Origin of the sequence: Rhodoblastus sp., from assembly GCF_041915505.1 — a bacterium.
Taxonomy (GTDB): Bacteria; Pseudomonadota; Alphaproteobacteria; order Rhizobiales; family Beijerinckiaceae; genus Rhodoblastus.
The window spans coordinates 1-2,595 of record NZ_JAYSBG010000439.1 but is presented as its reverse complement, the minus strand read 5'-3'; the positions used below and the strand labels follow the sequence as shown (position 1 = coordinate 2,595).

Below are 2,595 nucleotides of genomic sequence, written 5' to 3'. Positions count from 1 at the left end.
ACCAGGCGCCGAAGCTGCTTGGAATCCACATCACGAAACATTCCTTTTTCGCCGACGCCCTGGCGGTCGCGCATCACATTCCGGAAACGTCTCTACCGACTCTCCTCGTCGGCGCCGCCACGCTCGCCTTTCTCGTCGGCATGGAGGTTTTCCGGCCGCATTCGCCGGCGCCGCTGGTCGTCGTCGCCGGCGCGATCTCGGCGTCCTGGATATTCCACCTCGGCGCGCTGGGCGTCTCGACGGTGGGACACATCCCGCAGGGCCTGCCGGCTCTGACCCTGCCCGATCTCGCCTTGATCCAGGATCTCGCGCCCGGCGCGCTCGGCCTGGCGCTGATGAGCTTCACCGAAAGCATTGCCGCCGGACGGGCCTTCGCGCGCGCGGAGGATCCGCCGATCGATCCGAACCGCGAACTGATTGCGAGCGGCGCGGCCAATTTTTGCGGCGCCTTTCTGGGATCGATGCCTGCCGGCGGCGGAACATCGCAAACCGGCGTGGTCTATGCCGCCGGCGGACGGTCCCAGAAGGCCTCGCTCGTCACGGCGGCGGCTTCCCTCGCCACCATGCTCGTCCTGGCGCCGCTGCTCGGCCTGCTGCCGAACGCCACATTGGCGGCCATCGTCATCGTCTATTCGGCGAGCCTGATCCAGCTTCCGGAATTCGCCGCCATCGGAAGAATCCGGCGCATGGAGTTCTGGTGGGCGATCGCGGCCGCGCTCGGCGTGCTGGTGTTCGGCACGCTGCAAGGCATTGTCGTCGCGATCATTCTGTCGTTGATCGGCCTCGGCAGCCAGACGGCCAATCCTCGCGTCTCCGTCATTGTGCGCAAACGCGGCGCCGATGTCCTGCGGCCGCTGTCGCCGGACCACCCCGAAGACCAGATGATCGAAGGCCTCCTCATCCTGCGTCCGGAAGGCCGGCTTTTTTTCCTGAACGCCCAAAATGTCGCCGACCGGATCGCGGCGCTGCAGGCCCAATACAACCCTCGCGTTCTCGTGCTGGATATGAGCCGCGTTCCCGATATCGAATTTTCGGCCTTGCAGATGATGATCGAGCACGACAGGCGCGCGCGGGAGACGGGCGTCGAAGTCTGGCTGGCGGGGCTCAACCCCGACGCGCTGGATATGGTGCGCCGCTCCGGCTTCGACGCGCAGCTCGGCCGCGACAGGCTGCTGTTCAACACGCGAACGGCGATCGAGCGATTCAGGGCGCTGCCGATGGCGTCGGCCGTCCGCGCGCCAAGCGAGGCGTGAGCCTCTGGAGATCGCGTGTCGCGTCAGCTCGCCGTCCTGGAATTGACGTCGCGACCGGCGAGGCGTCCCCAAACGAACGCCAGCGCCGCCAGAACGAAGGTTTGGAACAAGGCATAGGCGAGCGCCGCGGTAACAGCCGCCGTTCCGGGGAAGCTCGCCGTCGCGATGACGAGGCTGACGCCGACGTTGCGTACGCCCGTGGAAAAGGCCATGGCGACACGACGCCCCGCGCACCCGCCTCCCAGCGCCCAGCCCGCGCCGACGCTGGCAAGCGTCAGCGCCAGCATTCCCGCATAGGCCATGGGACGAATGTCGAGCAGGAGCTTGTGTTGAACAACGACGATCAGGCCGACCGTCGCAAGATTGAGGATCAGGCTCACGCGCTTCGACGGCCCCGCCAAACGATCGGCAAGCTCGGGCCGCCACGCTCCGATCGCGACGCCCGCGGCCAGCGGCAGCAACTGGGTGACGATGAGCGTTCCGTCCATCTGCAGGACGTCGATCGTGACCGCCTGATCGTTTGCCACTATCGGCAGCGCGGCCTTCAACAACAAGGGCGAGACGACCGCCGAAGAGGCCGCCAGCAAGGCCATCAGGCCGACCGAAACGGCGACGTCGCCCTTGGCGAGCGCCGTGAAAGGAGGTCCGTAAGGGGCGCCCGGACAAACCGCCGTGATCAGAAGTCCTGCGCTCACCAGGGGCGGAGCTTTGAACAGCAGCAACAGCGCGGCGGCGCAGGCCGGAACAAGCAGATAATTGGCGATCGCGGCCGTGGCGACCAGCCGCCCGTTGGCCGCCACGGCCGCCACTTGCCTGAGCGTGACGCCAAGCCCGATTGTCACCATGAGCTGAATCAGGGTGACATTGACCAGAATGCTGACAATTCTTTGGACCGGCACGCGGCGTCTCCGCTAATTGAGCGCCCACTCATCGCGCGATGGTGCGAACGCGCTTCGTCAACCCTTCATTCCTCTTTCAGAATGGTCCCGCCGCCGAGCCCCTGCATGTCCGGCGTGCGCGCAAGCGCGCGGTCTTCCGGCGACAGATAAAGGCGGTCGATGATTTGATCCAGCAAGCGCAATTCCAGCCGCAACGGAGGATGGCGCCGCGCAGGCAGGTTGACGATCAAATCTTCGATCATCGCGCGCAAACGACGCGCGATCTGAAAATTTCCAGCCCCATAGATCCGAATTTCGCAGCAAGCCAGTTGCACGAAATCATCCCAGTTTGGCGTGCGCAGCACCAGCCTGGCGTTTCCGCCGGAGTCCTTGACCACCTCATCGTGCAGATGGCGTTTGCCGACCATGCGCAACAGTCGATGGATCTGGTCGAGCGCAAGGAC

General features: G+C 65.4%; 3 protein-coding genes. 1 reads left to right on the top strand and 2 read right to left on the bottom strand.

Annotated features, from left to right (window positions below; all coding sequences use genetic code 11):
• On the top strand, positions 1–1,253 hold a 1,253-nt coding region (locus ACE3S9_RS18255; RefSeq protein WP_374547899.1), incomplete at its 5' end, for a SulP family inorganic anion transporter.
• Between the two features lie 23 nt (positions 1,254–1,276).
• Here ACE3S9_RS18255 and ACE3S9_RS18250 read toward each other — a convergent pair.
• Complete coding sequence (locus tag ACE3S9_RS18250) at positions 1,277–2,152, bottom strand: bile acid:sodium symporter family protein (RefSeq protein WP_374547898.1); 876 nt, start codon at positions 2,150–2,152, stop codon at positions 1,277–1,279.
• A 65-nt stretch (positions 2,153–2,217) separates the two neighbouring features.
• A complete protein-coding gene (locus ACE3S9_RS18245) occupies positions 2,218–2,577 on the bottom strand; it encodes a DUF2254 family protein (protein WP_374547900.1) in 360 nt (119 codons plus the stop codon).
• Positions 2,578–2,595 lie beyond the last annotated feature (18 nt).